Source organism: Shewanella decolorationis, from assembly GCF_004354305.1.
Lineage (GTDB): Bacteria > Pseudomonadota > Gammaproteobacteria > Enterobacterales > Shewanellaceae > Shewanella > Shewanella decolorationis.
Genome location: NZ_CP037898.1, coordinates 4,296,733 through 4,316,661 on the forward strand (window position 1 = coordinate 4,296,733; position 19,929 = coordinate 4,316,661).

The following is a 19,929-nucleotide window of genomic DNA, read 5'->3' on the forward strand; positions in this document are numbered from 1 at the left end:
TTTGATTGTTTGCGGCTTAGTAAGTGTACTTGGCCTCGAGGAAGTAGTAGCCCCCATTAAATCCAAACGGTGTATTGGTTAACGGATAGACGAAAATACCATTGAAGTTATTGTCATCTGGGCGTTTTTCAGGATACACATCAAACAAGTTTTGTACGCCAGCGGTGAAGCTTAAGGCATCGGTTGCGGCGTAGCGCACGGATAAATCCATCACCCATTGGTCGCTGTAATTCACATCACCCGTTGAGTAACCCACAGTGTAATCGCCGAAATAGCTGAGGCGAATATTAGTCTTAAAGTTACCTAATTCATGGGTCAGACCTAGGTTACCCGTATTGTGCGGCGTGGCCGAGGTCATGCGGGTTTGTTCGATATTATCGAAGAGTTTAGGGCCGAGTCCGTCCAAAATTTCAGGGAAATGAATATCTTGGATTTCAGTTTTGTTATAGGCGTACGCCAAGTTGGCGCGTAAATCGCCCCAGTTGCCGAGATCAAAATCTTGGCTCACCACTAGATCGACGCCGCGAGTTCGGGTATCAACGGCGTTAATAAAGAAGCGTGCCGATTCAGCATTGGTATTGGCCAGCGCCGCTGCAACTGCGGGCGAGTCGTTTGGCGTCACTGAGCTTGAGAGGATAATCCTGTCATCGATTGAAATCTGATAGGCATCCAAGGTCAGGGCTAGACCCGTATCATTGGTGTAGACCAAGCCTAAGCTGAAGGATTGCGACAGCTCTGGGTCGAGCTCGTTAATGCCTAGGGCCTTAGTCACTGGCGATAAAGTGTTGAAAGTGCCTGATTCTGTTGGCACTAACTGGCCGGTAGTCGGATCAGGATTAAACAGGGTCGAGATATTGCTGAAGTACAACTGTTGTACGCTCGGCGCTCTAAAGCCGGTGTTCACTGTGCCGCGCAGGGCTAAATGGTCGGTGAAGTCGTAACGGCCTGCGAGCTTCCAGCTGGTGTTGCCACCAAAGTCAGAATAGTTTTCGTAACGAAGCGCCGCCGCCCAATAAAACTCTGTGGTTAATTGGTTTTCAAGTTCGACATAAACACCGGTATTGTCGCGAGTCTCATCGACTTCTGATTCAGGCGTAAAGCCAGTGAAGCCTTGGCTGCCCGCGGCACGGTTATCATAACCGCCATTGATATAAGAACCCGGTTCGCCCGCCTCAATCTGATAACCGTTTTGGCGCCAAGAGACACCCGTCGCCACTAAGATCTCTGAGTCATTGGCGAAGTTATAGTAACGCGAGGCATCGATGTTCAGGTTTGCTTCGCTGGTGGACAGGGTTCCAGCATCGAATTCGGTCGGGCTATCTGGGCCGAGTGATGCATTTAGGGTGTTGACAATGTTGTATTCGAACGAGTTTCCGCCATAGCCCGCTGAGGTATCGATATTCCATTCACCGAGGGTGAACTCATAGCCTAGGACTAATGATGAGTCGATGATCTTAGGATTTATCTGCGGTAAAAAGCCGTCGGGATACAGTTCGAGCAAGTTACGGGCATCGAGCGCACGGCGATAAAATGCACCGGATTTGGTTTCACGCTGGCTAATGCCACCAAAGGCATAGAGTTTGCTGTCGTTTGAGAAAGGCTGCGCCGCGTTGATAAATAAGCCTAAGTTATCGTATTCGGCGTCGCCCACTTGGTGGCTCTTACGGTTGAAAGTCGCTTCGCGCGGATCAGCCGAACCGTCTGGCTGCTTAGGATATTGTTGGCGTGGATCTAAGCCAGCGCGGTTGGTGCTGTCTTTATGGTGAGCTTCGACGCCAATATTCACAAAACCATCGTTGTTTAAACTGATCCCGTGGTTCACGCCAACGCGCCATTGTTCACCGTCACCCAGATAGGTCTGTCCGGCTTGAGCCGATACACTACCGCCTTGGTCGTTATCTTTTAAGACTACGTTGATAACACCGGCAATCGCATCTGAGCCGTATTGCGCCGAGGCGCCATCACGCAGGATTTCAATGCGTTTAATCGATGTCATCGGAATAGCGTTCAAATCGACGTTAGATGAGCCCTTGCCGACAGTGCCGCTTAAATGCACCAGCGCCGAACCATGGCGGCGTTTACCGTTTACCAGTACTAGCGTGTGATCAGGCGACAGACCGCGTAAGCTAGCAGGGCGCACCGCGTCTGAGCCATCGGTGACCGATGAGAAGGGGAAGCTGTAACTTGGCGCAGCAAATTGCAGCGCCTTAGCGGTTTCGGTCATACCGGTTGATTCGAGTTGCTCCGCGGTAATGATATCGACGGGGGCAACGCTGTCGGTTGCGGTGCGTAGGGCGATCCGCGAGCCGACGACTTCAATTTTCTCAAAGCTGCTGGCTTGTTCTTCTGCGTGTACGACAGGAAAAACCAAAGTTGAAGATACTGCTAATGCGATAACGGCTGGACGCATAAAACCTCTCAATGTGGAGTAACCTTTAGGCTGGAACGAAAACATTGAACCAACGAAAGTAACAATTCGATAGGGCGAAGGTTATCACTGTAACAATTGTTACATCTAGACAGAAAAGAACTAACTCAGAGCTTACTGTTCTAGATAATTCTTGAAAGCCAGTCGAATATGTCGCCATAGGAGAAGTGATGGGCTAAGTGAATAAAATCATCTAGATCCATTAGGTGGGTTGAAGGTTTATCGCGCTTGGCGGCTGTGTTTTAATGGCACGAAACCTCAGGTTTGAGGCACTTTAAGGAGTTAAGTTTTGCCCGCATTACGCTTTCTTGCAGGTCCTACGGCCTTTAACATTATTAGGGAACAAGGTCTGCATCCCGATGCTTTTACACAACTATTGGCTGCATCCGGTGGACCAAAATGGTTAGGGATTGCGGGTCTTGATAAGTATCTCTTCACGGAATTCTTTAAGCAGCGTAAGACACCGCTTTATACCTTAGGGGCGTCGTCGGGAGCGTGGCGTTTAGCCTGTTTGGCGCAGCAGGATCCACTACAAGCCTACGGACGTTTAGAGGATTACTATATTGGCCAGCGGTATGAAACCATACCGACACCGCAGGAAGTAAGCGAGCAGGTGAAGGGTATAGTTCAAGGTATTCTCGGCGAGACGGGCGGGCGCGAGATAGTGAATCATCCCTTCATTCACAGTCACTTGATTGCCTGCCGGGCTAAACATATCAATCGCCTTAGCCATAAATTGCCCTTGGCAGCAGGGCTAGCGATGACGGCCGCGACCAACCTTATTAGCCGTAAAACCTTGGGTTGGCATTTCGAGCGGGTGGTTTTTAGTCAGCAAGTGGCAGCATCACCCTTTAGACAACTTGCGGATTTACCCAGTCAGCAGGCGCAGCTCACCGAGACCAATATGAACTCAGTGATGTTAGCGACGGGATCGATTCCCCTGGTGCTTGCACCCGTATCTCAAATTGAGGGTGTTGCCTCAGGGCAATACTATGATGGTGGCATCACCGACTATCACTTCGATTTGCCTTTATCCCATGCCACAGGTTTAACCTTGTATCCGCATTTTTATCCCCATATGAGTCCCGGATGGTTTGATAAATCCTTAACCTGGCGCCGTGCACGCACCAATTACGATAACGCTTTGATATTGGCGCCTTCGGCGGAGTTTGTGGCTTCGTTACCTTTTAGTAAGGTGCCCGACCGTGAAGACTTTAAGCAATTGGATACGGCGCAGCGGATGCAGTATTGGCGCCGCTCTGTTGCCTTTAGCGAACGCCTAGCCGATGAATTTGCCGAGGTGTACGAAAAAGGAAATATTGCCGAACACTTAGCACCGCTGTAAGGAAAGAGCGGCAAGCAAGCCTAAATTCTTTTTTGCTGTCAGCGACTTTAGGAAGGAAATTATTTCTCCTGCTACACTCTAAATTAATAAGGAGTGGCTAATTTTTGTTCGCTCCGATGTCAGTGGGCAGGAGGTTGCTATGCAAACACGAGAAATGGCGTTAATTATGCGCGATGCCTTGTTGCTGCCACAGGGAAGGATTGAAGTCCGCGTGGTCGAGCCGGGTCAATTACGTATGGTCGCGGATGTCTTGAAAGGCAAATATCATTTAGCCTTTGCGGCGATGAAACCCAGTGGTACTCCTCCCTGTTATCCCACAGCCACTCAGTGCGACATCATCGATTTCAACCAACTGGAAGATGAGTCCCTCAGCATAGTGTTAGAGGGGCGACAAAGAGTTAGCATTCTTTCGGCGGCAGAAGCAAAAGATAAGCTGTGGATGTCCCGCACTTTGCCCTGTCAAAATTGGCAAGAAGAGCCGATTGAAGGGGAGTTCGAGCTGATCAGTGCCGCGCTGGAGCAATTCTATGAGGTGAACCCTGACTTGTTGGAGCTGTATTCCCAAGTGCATTTAGAGGATGCGGCTTGGGTGAGTCAGCGTTGGTTAGAAGTGTTGCCCATGTATAACCGCGATAAGCTGGTGCTAGTAAATCAACCCGACTGCCATAAAACTATGGATTTTGTCCTGCAACTCATCAAGTCCCATGTGGACTGAAAAACCACACCGAGGCTAAAATAGCGGCTCATTGTAGCCGCTAGTTGTTTCTATGACTCAAACCGCCCGTGCCGCCCAACCTTCCTTTGTGGTTCTTCCTTTAGAAGTGGTTGATAAACCAACGGTATTTTCTTTTTTGATCGACCATTATGCCCATATTGGCGAAGGGGTTTGGCGCCAGCGGATCCTCGACGGTAAAGTACATTGGCAAGATGGCAGCTTAATTGGGTTGGAGACTGCCTATCGCCCGACGGCGAGGGCCTATTACTACCGTGAAGTCTCCGTCGAGGCACAAGTTCCCTTCGAATCGCCGATTTTGTTTCAAGATGACAATCTAATCTTGGCCTACAAACCGCATTTTTTACCCGTCACCCCCAGTGGCGATTATGTCAATGAGTGCCTAGTACACAGATTACGCTTAAGCACTGGGATAGACACTATCGCTCCAGCACACAGGTTAGATCGGGAAACCGCGGGCGTGATCCTGATGACGACTCGCCCCGAGACGCGGCATATTTATCACCAATTATTTATCGATGATGCGATTCGTAAAGATTATCAAGCGATTGCCAAACTCACCCCAGAGATAATGGCGCAATATGCCAGTGGCGAATTAACCCTGCCATTGCATTGGACGGTAAAAAATCGCATGCAACGAAGCGAGCCGAGTTTTACCATGAAAATAGTCGAAGGAGAGGCAAATACCCACTCTGAAATCAGCTTAGTGGCGATTCATGGGGAGTTTGGTTTATTCGAGTTAAGCCCTATTACGGGCAAGACACACCAGCTACGAGTCCATATGCAAAGCCTTGGTATGCCACTGTTAAATGACCGCTTTTATCCGACCTTATACCCTAAAGGACCGGATGATTTTAGCAAGCCGCTACAACTCTTGGCGCAGCGATTACGTTTTGTCGATCCAATCAGTGGTCGCTCGCACGATATTGAATGTGATGGATTAACGTTTTAGTCAGCGGAAAGCATTATTGCCACAGTGTAAAAAGTGGGGTACTGCAAGATGATTGTGTGAGCTTCTCTGCAATGGTAAGAATACAGACTCTGTTATGCTCATGAGTTGTAAGGAGTCTGACGCTGATTGTTTGAGGAACTCAATAGAATGACCAAATCTGCAATCGTTTCAATTTTACTCTGTGCCGCGGTGTTGCTGGGCGCCATGTATTTTGGCAGCTGGACTAAGCATCCCTATGTACAAGAGCTGACGACGGAAATCCGTAAAGCCAGCGCGGTGATCGAGCCGAAGAAACCGAGTGCCGAGGCGATGCAGGATGCTGACAATCAAACTGATGTGTCGTTACAGCTCAAGGGCGTTTGGGATCAGATGCGTGATGATGCAACGCCGCCTAAACGCCCCGAGTCTCAGCTATTTCAGCAGCGTTTGCCAAATCAAGAAGCCACCGCTAAACCTGTGGATTCGGTCAAGGGCGTGACCAGTTCTGAAGCGGCAAAACACAACCCAGTTTAGGCTATTCCTGCCTCGGTGGTTCGAACCGAGTCTCGGTCATATCCCCATGTAAAACAGCGATTTTTGTCGGTTCACCATCTTCAGCTAACGCCAAAATTCCTATCCCACTGCGGTTGACTAAACGCTTGCTGCGCTCGCCATTAGGGCGCCGACCACGCAGCGACATTCGCTTACGCTTAGTGAAGAGGTTTAACGGCGAGAAGTGGCCGTAAAGCCAGCCGTTGAGCTTATCGAAAAACGGCAGTAGTTTCTCGGGGAACTGGTTTTTAATCCCGCTACAGGTAATTTGGTAAATATTAGGGCTGCTACGACGAAAGCGAATGCTGATGTCATAGGCGAAGGAGTAGTGCACATCCCCCGAGAGGATCACAAATTGCTCCGGAGTCTTGCGGTGCATAAAAATACTCAGCAGGGTATTGGCGGCGCCTGGATGCGCCATCCAGTTTTCGGCATCAACTAGCAGTGAAGCGCCTATAAATGTCGCCATACGTTGCACGGCTTCAATCACCTTGACCCCAAACATCGGCGCGGGTGAAACAATAATCACCTTAGATTGGCCGAGTAGCGCCTGTTGTAAGTCCATTAAGGCTTCCCAATCCATTAGGCCTGAGGGTTTGGCGAGATTAGATTCACTGCGCCAGCGGCGGGTGCGGGTATCTAACACAACCAGCTTAGGCGAAGTGTCTAAGGTGTAATGCCATTGCTCGAATTTGAGTAATAGATCGATTAAGTCATCTTGGGTTTCTGGCGCTGGGCGGGCGAAAAAACCATCTAACAACGGTCGAACCTCGGCATCAAACTGGCTCGGTGCGTTGCCTAAACCTTGGAATAAGGTATAGGCAATCAAGGCATTACCAATAATGCGTTTTGAAAAGGCATGGCCGTAGGCAGCCTGTTCCCACTTAGCGGTGAGGTTCCAATCGTCGGTGATGTCATGGTCATCGAACATCATATACACGGGAATATGCGCCATCAGGCGCCTAACCTGTTTGAGCCCCGCCTTAAAGGCCAATAGATTTTGCCATTCGCGCTGCCAACGTAGCTGATTCGCTGCCGAGAGTCCCTCAACCTCCTTGGGTAAGTCGATAAGCTCCCATAATTCGGGTGACCAAGTCAGCAGATACAGGGCAATCATCTCATTGAGACTGACTAAATGGTTTTCGGCAATCGATGAGGTAAAAATCGGATGATTGATATACCAGCGCCAGAGCGCGGTTTTAGCGGGATATTCGGTGCGTGGCAGCAGATTCTTGTGGCGTAAATATAAATGCTCGGGCCGATAACTTATGGCTTCGCTTCCCGCAATATTGGCGCCGTGAAAGGCTTCATGGTGCAAACCTAGTTTTTCGATCACTTGACCTATGGCGGATAGCATGGGGCCCGCCACATCATCCACATAGACCTGATCGCCGCTGAGCATCAGTAGCGCTGGGCGTTCGTTAGCACCTTTATCGATAAGCCGGGCGAGTTTGGTATCGGCGGCGACTAAGGCATCCTCACTGTGGTGATGGGGATTGCGGCATGAGCCATGCCATACCTGTGTCAGTGTTTGGCTAAAGTAAAGATGGGGCGAGTCAGCATCGCCATAGCTCAACTCTTTGACGTTATTGAATAGGTCATCAATCCCCTTGGCGGACACTCGATATTGGATAACCGTTTGGGGCGTAAGTAGTTCGGGGCGCGCCAGGCGAAGTAAATACTGAAAGGCATGCTGACCGAGCGGCACACAGTGCACTTCTTCCTCTGTTAACGGGTAACTTTGCTCCCCTAAGGTAAGCTGTAATTCGCTTAACGGCTCGCGGCTCACAAACCAGAGAGTAAAGTGTGAGGCGTCGCAGTGGCGCAGCATGGGGCCTGCAAGAATAGGGGGAAGTGCTTGAGTCAAATTCAGCCTTTTGGTCGTTAATTGGGTTAAGTGGTACAAATTCGATGCGGTTAAGCACAGGTAAATAAGAGTAAACAAGTGCGTTGAATATGAAAAGCTTTTAGAATTATGAGCCTAATGAATGGCTAAGGATCGCGGGGCAATATGGCAAACATTATGGTAACGGGCGCAACCGGATTACTCGGCAGGGAGGTCGTCAAACAGTTAACCGCCGTGGGTCATAGGGTGATTGCCACAGGTTTTAGTCGCGCCGAGGAGGGGATTTATCGGCTCGATTTAACCCAAGCCGCCGAGGTCGAAGCTTTTATTGCCCGTGAGCAGCCCGAGGTGATAGTGCACTGCGCCGCCGAGCGTCGTCCCGATGTGTCCGAGCGCTCGCCAGAACATGCCTTAGCACTGAATCTCAGCGCCAGCCAAACCTTAGCCGAGGTCGCCAAGACCCATCACGCTTGGCTGCTCTATATTTCTACCGACTATGTGTTTGATGGCACAACGCCTCCCTATGCCGAAGATGCAGCGCCCAATCCGGTCAATTTTTATGGCGAGTCTAAATTGCAGGGCGAAACCTGTGTGCTCAACATCGACAGCGGTTTTGCGGTGTTACGTTTACCTATCCTCTACGGCGAAGTGACTCAACTGAGCGAATCTGCGGTATTGGTACTAATCAACCAATTGCTGGATAGCAGACCGCAGCGGGTCGACCATTGGGCTATTCGCTCGCCAACATCGACGGCGGATATTGCCAATGCTATCGCTAAGCTCATCCAGCGGCAGGCTGACCGCGCCGATGTGTCGGGAATTTACCATTTTAGTGCCACGCAAACCATGACTAAGTATCAGATGCTGCTCAGCTTAGGTGAACTGCTGGGGATAGATACTGCGCATTTACTTCCTGAGCCAACGCCTATGGATAGCGCCAAAAGGCCGCAAGATTGCACCTTAAGTTGTGGGCGTTTAGCGGCGCTGGGGATTCAATCTGAGTTAGCGTTTAAGACAGGGCTTAGTCAGGCGCTCGCTCAATCCAGTGCGGCACTGGCAGCGGTAGGCTGTCGTTTAAGGAATCACCATGGTTAAGATTTTAGGTACTAATCTGCAAGCTGCTGACCAAGTGGCGCTGCTGCGAACCTTAGGCTTATTGCTGCAAATCGGTTTGACGTTATTTGCCGCCGACACCTTTGGCCTGAGTTTACAAATGGAGCCGCTGGTGCATGTGTTTGTGCTGGAGGTGTTGTATTTGTCGCTCACCTTGGCATTGCGTAAGCCTTTGTTTGCGAAAGAGCGTGGCCTGTTTATCGCCCTGAGTCTCGATACCTTATTTTGGATCTCTTGGCTGTATTTTTCGGGCGGGGCGACCAATGCGTTTATCTCCTTACTGCTATTACCGATTGCGCTCGCCGCCGTGACGCTGCCGATTTGGGCACCTTGGAGCCTAACGGCGATCTCTACGCTTGCCTACAGCCTGATGATTTTTACCGTGCCAGAATCGCAAATGCATCACCACGGTATGGATATGAGTTCCCACTATCTCGGCATGTGGTTTAACTTTGTGATTTCGGCGCTGGTATTGACCACCAGTGTGGCGTTAATTGCCAAGCGCATGCGGCGTCAGGATGCGCAGCTTGCCTATATGCGTGAAGGTCAGTTGAGACAAGAACAGTTATTGGCGCTCGGTACTGTGTCAGCACAAATGGCCCATCAACTGGCAACGCCACTCTCGACACTGAGGTTATTGCTCGACGAATTAAGGGAAGAAACCCCTGAACCTTCAATAACCGTAGTTGAAATGGAAACTGCGCTGGGGCGCTGTGAACATACTTTGGCAGAGCTGCGCTTGGCGACTGAGTCGATTCGCGACCGTCGTCAGCGGCCACAAAAGATCACTGAGCTGGTGGCCGGATTAAAGCAGAAAACCCAGTTGCTGATGCCGCAGACCGAACTCAATTGGTTGATCACCTGTGCGCCTAAGCAGTTGGAAGAACAACAGATCTTAACCGATATGAGCTTAACCCCCGCCATTATGGCCTTGATTGAAAATGCCGCCCGCGCCAGCGCCGAAACCTTAGGCGTCGCCCAAGTGGATATCAGTCTCGATAGCGCGCCGAGCGAAGGACAGATCTATTTGCAGATCCGTGATTATGGCGCGGGTATCGCTCCCTCATTATTGCCACAATTGGGGACCTTATTAATCGAGAGCCCCAAAGGCTTAGGCGTGGCCTTGCTGCTGAGCCACGCTAGCCTCGAGCGTTTGGGCGCAGAGTTGATCCTCGCCAATCATCCTCAAGGGGGCACTGTGGCGCAAATTCGTTTTACCCTCTTGCAGCCTAATGCATCGGCCACGACGACGGAGGCGCTATGAAACGGCTATTGATTATTGAAGACGATCAGGCGCTTGCAGGCGTGCTTGCGCGGCGGTTGACTCGCCATGGTTTCGAATGCCGCTTAAGTCACGATGCCAGTAATGCGCTGCTGGTGGCGCGGGAATTTTGCCCTACCCATATCCTGCTGGATATGAAACTGGCCGAGGCCAATGGCCTGAGTTTGATTGTGCCTCTGCGTAATCTGTTGCCTAAGGTCATTATGGTGCTGCTAACGGGCTACGCCAGCATTGCTACCGCGGTAGAGGCGATTCGCCTCGGCGCCGACAACTATCTTGCAAAACCCGTCGATACCCAAACCTTGTTGGCCGCCTTTGAGGTGAACAGTCAGGCGAGTGCGCTGCCTGAGGATGAAATCGATGACTCGCCGCTCAGCCCTAAACGGCTGGAATGGGAGCACATTCAGCAAGTGCTCAATGCCAATCAGGGCAATGTGTCGGCTACCGCCCGCCAACTGGGTATGCACCGCCGTACCTTGCAGCGTAAGTTATTAAAGAAACCCGTGAGTGAAACCGGGCCGCTCAAATAAGGGCAATGCACTTAAGAAAGGAGTCGTCGCATGCGTGAGTATGATGGTATTGAGGTACGTTATCGCAGGCCCGATACCGATTTAGCCAAAAGCTTGCAAGTGATTGAAAACCTATTGGGCTTTGCCCCCGAACTGCAGCAGTTAGACTTTGATTTATCCTTTTGGGCTGGCGGTGCTGGGGTGCTTGATAAGCTGGCAATCTCCTGCAATGTTTCGCCCGAGCAGTGGTTAACACTCAAGCAAAAGCTGGACTTATATTCCCCCGAAGAGATGATAGCTAGGGAAGATTGTCGCGAAGACTTTATCTGGTTAGTTGCCGACGATGAGGAATGCTGTGATATTTTGGCGGCTTCAGTACAATTTATTAATGACAACAAGGCGCCGTTTCAAGAAGCATGCGATACATCGCAGTCAATCCACTTTGGTTATATGAGCGATGTGAATACTTGGACGGCTGTATGGGGGCAAGGCTGCCGAATCAATTATGCCTACTTTTGTGAAGGTTAAGAATTGTCTGGGCTAAGCGCTGTCAGTACTGAAAGCTGCCAAGGTTTATCTGCATTAGCGCTAAATGTTTGTATCGCTACCAAGGCAGCTCAGTACCATCGTAGGCCAAAAAGGTGCCCGTTTGTGCTGGTGTGGCATTGGCAATAATACTCACCAAACATTGGGCGACGTACTCTGGTGTAAACAGCTTTTGTTTGGGCACGTTCTGCTGAAAAGGTTTGGATAATCGCGTATCCGTAGTGCCGGGATGCTGTGCTAGCACCACGCAGTGTTTCATCGTTCTTTGCCATTCAATCGATAGCGTTTTAAGGAACATATTCAGCGCCGCTTTCGAGGCGCGATAGCTATACCAGCCACCCAAGCGGTTATCGCTAATGCTGCCGACTTTGGCCGATACCACGGCAAATCTTGCTGAGTTACTTTGTTTTAAGGCATGGCAGAAGTGTTTTGCCAGCACCATGCTGGGAAGGGTGTTTAGCTTGATATTATCCATGAAAAAATCCCCATCGAGGGTCTGTAAGCTTTTTTCTGGCCCCTTATCCTCGGTGTGTAGCATGCCAATACAGTTAATCAGCCAATCTAACTGGGGAATGCTTTGGCTCAGTTGCTTAATCTCCTCCTCATGGGTGATATCCAGCTGATGCCAAATCACTCCATCGTCTCGCCCAGTATCGGGCCTATGCTGTTTATAGGTCGCATAAATTGTGGCCTCGGGATAGGTTTCGCGAAGCTTATTGACCATGGCTTGACCTATACCACCGCTGCCGCCCAGTACTAGAATATGCATGGCTTTTCTCCTCAATACTCAGTCGTTATAGCTGTTCCAGTTGCGCGATATGCTGTTCGGCAGTAGCCAAAATCGCCTGTTTAACCGACTCCTCAGTGTTATCCCAAGTGCGGTACAGCATGGCGATGCGTGGATTATGGGTGAGCTGCGCGCGGTGTTTATCCATAAAGCGCCAATACAGGCTGTTTAACGGGCAGGCTGATTTGCCGCTACGTTCTTTTATCTTGTAATGACAACTGCCGCAGTAATCACTCATTTTATTGATATAACTGCCGCTTGCGGCATAGGGTTTAGTGCCGACGATGCCGCCATCGGCGAATAGCGCCATGCCGCGAGTGTTGGGCATTTCGACCCACTCAATCGCATCCACATACACGCCTAAGTACCATTTATCCACCTCATCAGGGGCGATTTCGGTCAATAAACAAAAGTTGCCAATCACCATTAAGCGTTGAATATGATGGGCATAGGCAAAATCCAGTGACTGAGATAAGGCATGGCGCAGGCAGTTCATTCGAGTCTTGCCATGCCAAAAGTAGTCGGGCAGCTTGCGCGTGGCCTCGAGGGCATTAATGCTGGCGTAGTTGGGCATATTGGCCCAATAGATGCCGCGCACATATTCACGCCAGCCGAGGATTTGCCGAACAAAGCCTTCGACCTGGGCTATCTCAATAAAAGGATTGGCATGATAGTGCTCAATTACCGCATTGATCACTTCTAATGGGCTGATAAGTTTGGCGTTTAAGCTAAAGGACAGCCGACTATGGTACAGGCTCCACTGCGCCGGATGTTGCTGGGTCATCGCATCTTGAAAGCGGCCAAAGGCGGGCAGGCAATACTCACAAAAATGTTTTAGTAATTCGAGGCTTTGTGCACGGTTTATCGGCCAGAGTAAATGCGTATCCGCCTTGCCCATAGTATTAATCCCATGGCGCGTAAGGCGCTCGAGAATATTTTGCACATTATGGCCAAACATCAAGGGTGTAGGTAAAGATTTGATATCTTGGGATTTAAGCTTTTGCCTGTTGCTCGCATCAAAATTCCACTGCCCGCCAACGGGCTTGCCATCCGTCATTAAGATATTGAATCTTTTGCGCATGCGCCGATAAAAATGCTCCATCAACCTGTGTTGCCCTTGGGGGAATTCCCGATCAATCTCGGCAAAGGGCAATAAAAAGTGCTCGGTATCGACGCAATTCACCATGGCATTGGCAAACTTAAGCTGGCTTAATTGCACGAAGAGTCGATATTCGTCAGGCCGTTGATATTCAAACTTAATCGCGCCAGTTTCGGCGACAAAATACTGTAGCAGTGCGTTGAGATCGGCAAAGTCTTGGGTATCGTCAAGGGTGAGGTAACGCACTTGATGCCCCGCCGCACCAAGCTCGCTGGCAAACTGCGCCATAGCGCTGAAAAACGCGCAAATTTTTTGCACATGGTGAGTCACATAGGTGTTTTCTTGATGCAATTCTGCAATTAAATACAGTACCTTAGGATCGGCTTGCTGATACCAAGTATGTTGGGCATTAAGCTGATCGCCTAAAATTAGCCTGACCGTATGGAAGTGCTGTGATTGCTGCCGTAATTGCATTAGGTGGACTCTGGTGGATGGTATTTGCAATTGAGGATTACGATGATATGGGTAGTTGGGATCAATCTGAAGGTTGCTTTACAAGGGTAGTTTTATCACTGTATAGACTCTTAAATAATGATCAGAAACCAATTAAATCGAGATTAGATAAAATTTGGCCTGAATAAATGAGATCGATTGAGGAATGGCGCGGGTTTGCTGGTGGATTTGTCCTGGCTACCGCGCCTTTTTTGATCCTAGTGTGTGCGATCTCAATTTTGATCAATGGCGATCCAATTTAGCCAAATGACGCTAAAAAAGTGATCACAGTGATTTAAACCCATGTGACGTTTAAAAGAGGTTTAAATCTTAATCCCCAATATCCTTTGAGATGTGCACTACCTGACCAACTACATGGAAGTTGTGTTGCTCCGTCTTAGGCACTTCGATTGGCGGGTATAAAGGGTTATCACTCAATAAAAGCCAAGCGTTTGGTTTAACCTGGACACGTTTTACCCATAGCTGGTTATCACTGCGTATCACATAGATATTGCCATCGGTCAGCTCGGTGCGCTGCGTGTTGATAAGCAAAGTGTTGTTATTGCTTATGATGGGTTCCATGCTATCGCCCTTGGCCCATACTATAACTAAGTCCTTTTCGGCAAAACCGCGCCATTTAAGCCAACGCTTTCTAAAAGCTAGATGACGACTAGGCTCAATGTCATCCGAACCTTCACTTCCCCAGCCAGCGGATACTTGTATGCTATAGCCAGGTATCAAGGCAAACTCAGATAGAAAGTCTCTATTAGCTACATAGCCACCGCAAACCCCTTCAGTGACTTGATGCTGATAGGGTTGCTCAATCTCATTGAGATACTTCGGTCCATCTCCTGTCGCTAACCATAAAAGATTAACCTTGCCAACTTTAGCAATGGAAACAATCGGCTCAATCGTGGGCTGGCTTGTATCTGCAATGTAACGATGCAGCTGCGATTCAGAAATCCCCGCCATATTTGCGAGTCTTTTTTTGCCGCCAACCATATCTGCAACTTCTGATATGCGAGTCCCTATAGTAGAACTCGAAACGGAACCAAGTTCCTTTTCCATTATTAGATACCGTAAATAGTGATTATTCTTTTGTAAGCAATGGCTTAGTGTATAACTCCCCTAAATTGTTCACATAAGACAATCGGAACTGCCATATATGAGTTGATAGTCTCTCATATATGCGTTATTGTTTAGCTGTCAGATTAAACTAAACGCATAAACGGAACGACTAACTTTAGAGGCAAAAAAATATGCGTCAGCAAAAAGACTCACCACGCATAAAAACAGACTGGCATAGGGCAGATATTATTGCCGCCATTCGTAAACAAGGCACCACATTAGCAGCGGTTGCTCGTGAACATAGCCTTGCATCAAATACCTTACAAAATGCTCTTCGCGTTTCTTGGCCTAAAGGTGAACGCATTATTGCCAATGTGATTGGCGTAGCACCAGAAGATATCTGGCCAAGTCGTTATCCACATCCTAACAAGTCTATCAAAAGTAATGTTAGCACAAATGATTGTGTAAACGCACAAAGGGAGGTCGCATGAATTCATTTATGTTCACTCCGCTTTCATATCAGCACCCGATCAATGGTAGTCAGGCGATCGCTTCTTTCATAGCAGCAAGATCTGGCTTTGTTTGGAACACCTCTTTAAAGGCATAACCCAATGAGTAGACGCAACTGGAAAAAGGTACGAGCCAATAGCCTGCGCCATGCAATGGAGCTGTGCTTAGAGTTTGCTCGCGAAAAACAAAACCTTTCAGTAGACCGCGTTGCCGATCTGATGGGGTTACCTAGTAAATGGACACTCTATAAGTGGCTTGAGAATGGTCGCATTCCTGCCGTATTGATCCGCCCTTTTGAGCATGCCTGTGGTGCGGATTATATGACCTTGTATATCGCAACCTCTAGCAACCGACTTGTTATCGATATTCCCAGCGGCCGTAAGGCGACCAATGCCGAAGTCAACGAACTACAAGGCTCATTTAGTGAAGCTATGGGTTTACTGATCCGTTTCTACCAAGGACAAAGTGCCGCTTCTGACACTATTAATTCGCTAAATAATGTTATGGGCGGTATTGCGTGGCATAGCGAAAACGTTCGTAAAACAGAAGCCCCAGAACTATCGCTGTTTGGAGGGGATGAAGAATGATGGATTTATGGATTACAGCTAAGGAAGCCGAAGGACTTCCTGAATTTCCAAACACAGAACGTGGCTGTAGAAAAGCACTAGATAGACTCGCTGAAGGATCACCTGAGAAATATCGTAAAAGGATAGGCACTAAAGCGACTGAATACCACCTTAGCTTGCTACCTCCCGCCGCTAAAGCCAAGTTGCTTGCACAGCAAGGCAAAATTGAGCTTAACGGTACTGTGCTGAATGCCCCAAAACCTAAAGCCGCGCGGGAACGTTACGATGCCGCTAGCCTGTGGCAATTGTGGGAACGTGCGGGTGAACATGCGCAATCTGTCGCTAAAAGTAAACTGGCCTATGTCAGTGCCTTTTATGCGTTAGTGGAAACAGGTACCAACAAAATGGCGGCTTATGAGCATATCGCCGCTGAGTTTGGTGTCGCTGTACCAACCTTGCGCCGCGACTGCAAAAAGGTAGAAGGCTTTGATAAAGCCGATTGGGCACCGCAACTGCTGACCAAAAACAAAATATCAGCCATGAATAATGCCTTAAACCGTTTAGCGCCCGTGAGTGATGAGGCATGGGCTTGGTTTAAAACTGATTACCTACGGGAAGAACAGCCTAACTTTGCTACTAGCTATTACCGCTTAATTGAAATGGCAGCAAAGCGCGAATGGCAAGTGCCATCGGCAGATAGCCTTAAACGCCGTTTAGATAAAGAAGTGCCGCACGAACATCAAGTATTACTGCGTAAAGGTCAGCATGCGTTAATGACGCTCTATCCCGCGCAACAACGTACCGTGCTGGATATTGAGGCAATGGAGTGGATCAACGGTGATGGCTATCAACACAATGACTTTGTTGCATGGCCTAGCGGCGAAATTATCCGTCCTAAAACATGGTTTTGGGCTGATATTCGCACTCGTAAGATCCTTGGTTGGCGCACTGGTGTATCCGAAAACACCGATACCATACGCCTATCCTTAATGGATGTGATCGAAAAATATGGCATCCCCAAACATATCACCATAGATAACACCCGTGCCGCCGCAAACAAGTGGATCACAGGCGGTGTGCCAAACCGTTATCGCTTTAAAGTTAAGCCCGATGATCCGATGGGATTGATCCCCATGCTTGGTATTCAATTGCATTGGTCAAGTGTGATTTTTGGTAAAGGCCATGGTCAAGCCAAACCGATAGAACGCGCCTTTGGTATCGGCGGTTTAGGTGAGTTTGTCGATAAGCATATCGCTTTTGCTGGTGCCTATACAGGGCCAAATACCAGCGCTAAACCCGATAACTACGGCAGTAAAGTGATCTCTTATGAGGAGTTTATCCAACGCTTAGCAGAAGGTGTTCAAACCTATAACCAACGGCCAAACCGTGAAACCGAAGTATGTCGCGGCATTATGTCGTTTGATGAAGCCTTTGCTGCTAGCTATCAAAATGCCACGGTTCGCAAAGCCACTAGCGAACAAAAACGCATGCTGCTACTGAGTGCCGAAGCGGTACGCGTCAGCAGTCAAGCCACCATAGTGTTAAACGCAGGTGGTGCCGTTGCCAGTCGCAAAAACCGTTATCACCATGAAGCCTTATACAACTATATCGGCCAAAAGATCGTCGCCCGTTTTGACCCCGATAACCTGCATAAAAATGTAGTGTGTTACACGCTGTCAGGCTTACTGATCTGTGAGGCGACTTGTATTGAAGCCGTTGGCTTTGGTGATACCGATGCCGCCCGTGAACATACTCGCCAGCGTACCCAATTTGTTAAAGCCAACAAACTCGCCGCCAAAGCGCATAAACGCATGAGCAACCTTGAGGCCGCCGAGCTAATGCGCGGGGTTGAGTCCGAGCCGCCATTAACACCAGCAGCCACCGAGATGGTGCATATCCGCCACGGCAATACCGTGCGCACTGTCGCCGCCCAGCCTTTAGCCCAAACAGAAAGTGAAAACTTTGAAGAAGCCTTTGCACTAGGCGTATCGGCACTGTTTGCCGAGAAAAATAAAAACCGACTTTAACACCCGTTTAAACCCAAGTTAATTACGACCAAAAGGAAAAAAATGATGAACAAGGTTGTCAGTATTTCTCAATCAGAAATCCAACGCTCACAACAGCAGCCAGACCAACAGCAGCAGGTTATCGACGCAGTAAAAGCGATGATCGACGGCAAAAAAGTCACCCAAGCTAAATTGGCTAAAGAGATCGACGTGAGCACTAGCGTGATCAGTCAATATCTCAACGGTAAATATGATGAGCAAGGTGGCGATGCGGCAGGAGTAACCGAAAAGCTTAGCGCCTGGTTAGCACTGCAAAACCACCGTGCCACAAACCCTGTTGCACCGAAGTTTGTGCAAACCCAAACCGCCAATCAAATCCATACTGCCTTGGCCTATGCCCATGCTGCCGAGTGTATCAGCGTGGTATTTGGAGCCTCTGGCGTGGGTAAAACCACCGCAGCGAAACACTACGCTAACGATAACCCCAACGTATGGATGATCACTGCTTCACCAAGCGCATCCAGTCTTAGTGAATGCCTGTATGAACTGGCATTAGAACTGGGTATGGATGATGCACCACGTCGCAAAGGCCCGCTGGCTCGCTCGATTAAACGCCGTTTAACGGGCACAGGTGGACTGGTGATCATCGATGAGGCGGATCATTTGGATTACGCCACGCTCGAAGAACTGCGCATTTTGCAGGAGCAAACCCAAGTAGGCATGGTGCTGGTTGGTAATAACCGCGTTTATGCCCAACTGACTGGCGGCCGCCGCAATGAAGATTTTGCCCGCTTGTTTAGCCGTATTGCCAAAAAAGTCGGCATTCACAAAGCCAAGAAAAACGATGTAACCGCCATCGCCACTGCTTGGGGCATTCACGGCGACAGCGAACGCGCATTGATGACGCAAATATCCGAACGCCCAGGTGCGCTGCGCCTACTTAACCAAACCCTACGCCTAGCCGCCATGATGGCCAGCGGCAGCAATAGCGCCATTGGCGTTAGCCATTTACGTGCCGCCTTTAAAGACCTTGAAGGCGTGGAATAACACCATTACCTAACCCGTTTCAGCATAAGCAAGGAGCAAAACATGAGACACCAAAACCCTAAATTCGATGTGATTAGTGCGCTGCATTTACGCGGTATGAAGGTAGTTCACTCAGGCGTGAAAGTTGTGCAAATCGACAAGCCGAGTGCCGATTTTCGCCGCATGGCTGTGGACATTATCGAGAACATAAAAGGCATTCGTCGCCGTTGTATGGCGGTGCAATTTCACGGCGTTACCGTGCGCTGGGAGGAGTAATCCATGGCCAAGCTAATTATTGAAATTAACGATGGTGAAGTGGGAAACACTACAGGCATTCAAGTGGAAATGAAGTTAGAAGTTTCTAAAAAAGGCCAGCGAACATTGTCGGATGCCGTTGTTGCGAGCCTTGCCAAGAGCATGGAGTACATCCTGCCTGAAATAACAAAAGATATGGTCGAGCTAACTGGCCGCAAGGTGATGAATACGGAATTAAAGAAAGACCAAACTCTTTCAGAAATGCTGGCAGCAGCCCAAAGAAAAGCACATTAATTAAGGAGTTAAATATGGCTACAAAACCTAAAAGAATTAAAGCAGCTGCGGCGCTATATGTGCCACAGAGCAAACAAGATGTGACCTGTGATATCCGCAAAATTGGCGACTTACAACGCGAAGCACTGCGCTTAGAAACACAAATGAATGACCAAATTGCAGCGGTTGCAGAGGCGTATTCCCCACAACTAGAAGCAATAAAGAAAGATCTTGGGGTATTAACTGCGGGAGTCCAAAGCTGGTGTGAGTCGAATCGTGATGAACTGACTAAGGGCGGAAAAACCAAGACTGCAAATCTTATCACGGGTGAAGTGTCATGGCGTATGAGACCGCCATCGGTATCTATTCGCGGTATCGATACTGTGTTGGAAAACCTCAAGTCTCTCAAGCTTGACCGTTTTATCCGGACTAAAGAAGAAATCAATAAAGACGCCATTTTAGCCGAGCCGAAAGCCGCCGCAGGCGTGGCGGGGATCACCATTAAGACAGGGATTGAAGATTTTGCGATTGTCCCATTTGAACAGGACGCGGGGGTGTAATT

The 19,929-nt window shown here is 49.1% G+C and carries 20 protein-coding genes; 15 read left to right on the plus strand and 5 right to left on the minus strand.

Features of this window, described 5'->3' with window-relative positions:
- Nucleotides 1-16 precede the first annotated feature (16 nt).
- A complete protein-coding gene (locus tag EYR25_RS19165; RefSeq protein WP_133182249.1) occupies nucleotides 17-2,410 on the minus strand; it encodes a TonB-dependent receptor plug domain-containing protein in 2,394 nt (797 codons plus the stop codon).
- Nucleotides 2,411-2,717: 307 nt separating this feature from the next.
- On the opposite strand from EYR25_RS19165, the gene EYR25_RS19170 reads away from it, so the two are divergent.
- From EYR25_RS19170 to EYR25_RS19185, 4 genes are all read left to right on the plus strand, one after another.
- Nucleotides 2,718-3,773: an alpha/beta hydrolase gene (locus tag EYR25_RS19170; RefSeq protein ID WP_133182251.1), complete on the plus strand. Its 1,056-nt coding sequence runs from the start codon at nucleotides 2,718-2,720 to the stop codon at nucleotides 3,771-3,773.
- 139 nt (nucleotides 3,774-3,912) lie between these two features.
- The gene (locus EYR25_RS19175; protein WP_023266878.1) at nucleotides 3,913-4,488 is read left to right on the plus strand and encodes an LON peptidase substrate-binding domain-containing protein; all 576 of its coding nucleotides are present in this window, start codon (nucleotides 3,913-3,915) and stop codon (nucleotides 4,486-4,488) included.
- Nucleotides 4,489-4,540: 52 nt separating this feature from the next.
- The gene (locus EYR25_RS19180; protein ID WP_133182253.1) at nucleotides 4,541-5,458 is read left to right on the plus strand and encodes a pseudouridine synthase; all 918 of its coding nucleotides are present in this window, start codon (nucleotides 4,541-4,543) and stop codon (nucleotides 5,456-5,458) included.
- A gap of 147 nt (nucleotides 5,459-5,605) precedes the next feature.
- Nucleotides 5,606-5,971, plus strand: coding sequence for a hypothetical protein (locus tag EYR25_RS19185; RefSeq protein ID WP_133182255.1), 366 nt, complete (start codon nucleotides 5,606-5,608; stop codon nucleotides 5,969-5,971).
- A 1-nt stretch (nucleotide 5,972) separates the two neighbouring features.
- Here the strand turns inward: EYR25_RS19185 and EYR25_RS19190 are convergent, their stop codons facing one another.
- Nucleotides 5,973-7,820 carry an alkaline phosphatase D family protein gene (locus EYR25_RS19190; protein WP_133182961.1) on the minus strand — a complete coding sequence of 616 codons (1,848 nt, stop codon included), beginning with the start codon at nucleotides 7,818-7,820 and terminating at the stop codon, nucleotides 5,973-5,975.
- A 180-nt stretch (nucleotides 7,821-8,000) separates the two neighbouring features.
- Here EYR25_RS19190 and EYR25_RS19195 point away from each other — a divergent pair, with 180 nt between their 5' ends.
- From EYR25_RS19195 to EYR25_RS19210, 4 genes are read left to right on the plus strand one after another with little or no spacing between them, the layout of a single operon-like run.
- Nucleotides 8,001-8,930: a dTDP-4-dehydrorhamnose reductase family protein gene (locus EYR25_RS19195; protein ID WP_133182257.1), complete on the plus strand. Its 930-nt coding sequence runs from the start codon at nucleotides 8,001-8,003 to the stop codon at nucleotides 8,928-8,930.
- Complete coding sequence (locus EYR25_RS19200) at nucleotides 8,923-10,212, plus strand: ATP-binding protein (RefSeq protein WP_133182259.1); 1,290 nt, start codon at nucleotides 8,923-8,925, stop codon at nucleotides 10,210-10,212. The genes EYR25_RS19195 and EYR25_RS19200 overlap by 8 nt, the downstream gene beginning before the upstream one ends.
- Nucleotides 10,209-10,760: a response regulator transcription factor gene (locus tag EYR25_RS19205; protein ID WP_133182261.1), complete on the plus strand. Its 552-nt coding sequence runs from the start codon at nucleotides 10,209-10,211 to the stop codon at nucleotides 10,758-10,760. Before EYR25_RS19200 ends, EYR25_RS19205 begins: the two co-directional genes overlap by 4 nt.
- A gap of 30 nt (nucleotides 10,761-10,790) precedes the next feature.
- Nucleotides 10,791-11,267, plus strand: a complete 477-nt coding sequence (locus tag EYR25_RS19210; RefSeq protein ID WP_133182263.1) for a hypothetical protein — start codon at nucleotides 10,791-10,793, stop codon at nucleotides 11,265-11,267.
- Nucleotides 11,268-11,343: 76 nt separating this feature from the next.
- Here EYR25_RS19210 and EYR25_RS19215 read toward each other — a convergent pair whose 3' ends face one another.
- The 3 genes from EYR25_RS19215 to EYR25_RS19225 all read right to left on the minus strand — a co-directional run bounded on the left by EYR25_RS19215 (nucleotide 11,344) and on the right by EYR25_RS19225 (nucleotide 14,731).
- Complete coding sequence (locus tag EYR25_RS19215; protein ID WP_133182265.1) at nucleotides 11,344-12,054, minus strand: SDR family oxidoreductase; 711 nt, start codon at nucleotides 12,052-12,054, stop codon at nucleotides 11,344-11,346.
- A gap of 25 nt (nucleotides 12,055-12,079) precedes the next feature.
- Nucleotides 12,080-13,645, minus strand: coding sequence for a cryptochrome/photolyase family protein (locus EYR25_RS19220; RefSeq protein ID WP_133182267.1), 1,566 nt, complete (start codon nucleotides 13,643-13,645; stop codon nucleotides 12,080-12,082).
- A gap of 348 nt (nucleotides 13,646-13,993) precedes the next feature.
- Nucleotides 13,994-14,731: a LexA family transcriptional regulator gene (locus EYR25_RS19225; RefSeq protein WP_133182270.1), complete on the minus strand. Its 738-nt coding sequence runs from the start codon at nucleotides 14,729-14,731 to the stop codon at nucleotides 13,994-13,996.
- A 191-nt stretch (nucleotides 14,732-14,922) separates the two neighbouring features.
- Between EYR25_RS19225 and EYR25_RS19230 the strand changes: the two genes are divergently transcribed.
- The 7 genes from EYR25_RS19230 (at nucleotide 14,923) to EYR25_RS19260 (ending at nucleotide 19,927) form a co-directional block, all read left to right on the plus strand.
- Entirely contained in the window at nucleotides 14,923-15,222 is a 300-nt protein-coding gene (locus EYR25_RS19230; RefSeq protein WP_133182272.1) for a helix-turn-helix domain-containing protein, read from the plus strand.
- 120 nt (nucleotides 15,223-15,342) lie between these two features.
- Nucleotides 15,343-15,828, plus strand: coding sequence for a MerR family transcriptional regulator (locus tag EYR25_RS19235; protein WP_133182275.1), 486 nt, complete (start codon nucleotides 15,343-15,345; stop codon nucleotides 15,826-15,828).
- Entirely contained in the window at nucleotides 15,825-17,834 is a 2,010-nt protein-coding gene (locus EYR25_RS19240; protein ID WP_207953664.1) for a transposase domain-containing protein, read from the plus strand. The genes EYR25_RS19235 and EYR25_RS19240 overlap by 4 nt, the downstream gene beginning before the upstream one ends.
- 42 nt (nucleotides 17,835-17,876) lie before the next feature.
- Nucleotides 17,877-18,860 carry an AAA family ATPase gene (locus EYR25_RS19245; protein ID WP_133182278.1) on the plus strand — a complete coding sequence of 328 codons (984 nt, stop codon included), beginning with the start codon at nucleotides 17,877-17,879 and terminating at the stop codon, nucleotides 18,858-18,860.
- Nucleotides 18,861-18,902: 42 nt separating this feature from the next.
- A complete protein-coding gene (locus EYR25_RS19250; protein ID WP_133182280.1) occupies nucleotides 18,903-19,115 on the plus strand; it encodes a hypothetical protein in 213 nt (70 codons plus the stop codon).
- 3 nt (nucleotides 19,116-19,118) lie between these two features.
- Complete coding sequence (locus EYR25_RS19255) at nucleotides 19,119-19,388, plus strand: hypothetical protein (RefSeq protein WP_133182282.1); 270 nt, start codon at nucleotides 19,119-19,121, stop codon at nucleotides 19,386-19,388.
- 14 nt (nucleotides 19,389-19,402) lie between these two features.
- The gene (locus tag EYR25_RS19260) at nucleotides 19,403-19,927 is read left to right on the plus strand and encodes a host-nuclease inhibitor Gam family protein (RefSeq protein WP_133182284.1); all 525 of its coding nucleotides are present in this window, start codon (nucleotides 19,403-19,405) and stop codon (nucleotides 19,925-19,927) included.
- Nucleotides 19,928-19,929 lie beyond the last annotated feature (2 nt).

Excerpts from the sequence above, each read along its gene's own strand:
- EYR25_RS19165 (WP_133182249.1), bottom strand. The coding sequence starts at position 2,410 with ATGCGTCCAGCCGTTATCGCATTAGCAGTATCTTCAACTTTGGTTTTT.
- EYR25_RS19175 (WP_023266878.1), top strand. The coding sequence starts at position 3,913 with ATGCAAACACGAGAAATGGCGTTAATTATGCGCGATGCCTTGTTGCTG.
- EYR25_RS19180 (WP_133182253.1), top strand. The coding sequence starts at position 4,541 with ATGACTCAAACCGCCCGTGCCGCCCAACCTTCCTTTGTGGTTCTTCCT.
- EYR25_RS19185 (WP_133182255.1), top strand. The coding sequence starts at position 5,606 with ATGACCAAATCTGCAATCGTTTCAATTTTACTCTGTGCCGCGGTGTTG.
- EYR25_RS19190 (WP_133182961.1), bottom strand. The coding sequence starts at position 7,820 with ATGCTGCGCCACTGCGACGCCTCACACTTTACTCTCTGGTTTGTGAGC.
- EYR25_RS19195 (WP_133182257.1), top strand. The coding sequence starts at position 8,001 with ATGGCAAACATTATGGTAACGGGCGCAACCGGATTACTCGGCAGGGAG.
- EYR25_RS19200 (WP_133182259.1), top strand. The coding sequence starts at position 8,923 with ATGGTTAAGATTTTAGGTACTAATCTGCAAGCTGCTGACCAAGTGGCG.
- EYR25_RS19205 (WP_133182261.1), top strand. The coding sequence starts at position 10,209 with ATGAAACGGCTATTGATTATTGAAGACGATCAGGCGCTTGCAGGCGTG.
- EYR25_RS19210 (WP_133182263.1), top strand. The coding sequence starts at position 10,791 with ATGCGTGAGTATGATGGTATTGAGGTACGTTATCGCAGGCCCGATACC.
- EYR25_RS19215 (WP_133182265.1), bottom strand. The coding sequence starts at position 12,054 with ATGCATATTCTAGTACTGGGCGGCAGCGGTGGTATAGGTCAAGCCATG.
- EYR25_RS19220 (WP_133182267.1), bottom strand. The coding sequence starts at position 13,645 with ATGCAATTACGGCAGCAATCACAGCACTTCCATACGGTCAGGCTAATT.
- EYR25_RS19225 (WP_133182270.1), bottom strand. The coding sequence starts at position 14,731 with ATGGAAAAGGAACTTGGTTCCGTTTCGAGTTCTACTATAGGGACTCGC.
- EYR25_RS19230 (WP_133182272.1), top strand. The coding sequence starts at position 14,923 with ATGCGTCAGCAAAAAGACTCACCACGCATAAAAACAGACTGGCATAGG.
- EYR25_RS19235 (WP_133182275.1), top strand. The coding sequence starts at position 15,343 with ATGAGTAGACGCAACTGGAAAAAGGTACGAGCCAATAGCCTGCGCCAT.
- EYR25_RS19240 (WP_207953664.1), top strand. The coding sequence starts at position 15,825 with ATGATGGATTTATGGATTACAGCTAAGGAAGCCGAAGGACTTCCTGAA.
- EYR25_RS19245 (WP_133182278.1), top strand. The coding sequence starts at position 17,877 with ATGATGAACAAGGTTGTCAGTATTTCTCAATCAGAAATCCAACGCTCA.
- EYR25_RS19250 (WP_133182280.1), top strand. The coding sequence starts at position 18,903 with ATGAGACACCAAAACCCTAAATTCGATGTGATTAGTGCGCTGCATTTA.
- EYR25_RS19255 (WP_133182282.1), top strand. The coding sequence starts at position 19,119 with ATGGCCAAGCTAATTATTGAAATTAACGATGGTGAAGTGGGAAACACT.
- EYR25_RS19260 (WP_133182284.1), top strand. The coding sequence starts at position 19,403 with ATGGCTACAAAACCTAAAAGAATTAAAGCAGCTGCGGCGCTATATGTG.